This window comes from Ramlibacter sp. bp-362, from assembly GCF_054956735.1.
On record NZ_JBUDXE010000044.1, the window covers coordinates 1 to 390 of the forward strand.

Annotated in this window: 1 rRNA gene; it reads right to left on the minus strand. The window is 57.7% G+C overall.

The window, feature by feature from the left end:
* Positions 1-390, minus strand: a 16S ribosomal RNA gene (locus ACY0MJ_RS22330); the annotation flags it as partial.

Below are 390 nucleotides of genomic sequence, written 5' to 3' on the forward strand. Positions count from 1 at the left end.
CTGTATTAGAGAAAGCCTTTTCGTTCCGTACAAAAGCAGTTTACAACCCGAGGGCCTTCATCCTGCACGCGGAATGGCTGGATCAGGCTTGCGCCCATTGTCCAAAATTCCCCACTGCTGCCTCCCGTAGGAGTCTGGGCCGTGTCTCAGTCCCAGTGTGGCTGGTCGTCCTCTCAGACCAGCTACAGATCGTCGGCTTGGTGAGCCTTTACCCCACCAACTACCTAATCTGCCATCGGCCGCTCCAATCGCGCGAGGCCTTGCGGTCCCCCGCTTTCATCCAGAGATCGTATGCGGTATTAGCGTAGCTTTCGCTACGTTATCCCCCACGACTGGGCACGTTCCGATGTATTACTCACCCGTTCGCCACTCGCCACCAGGGTTGCCCCC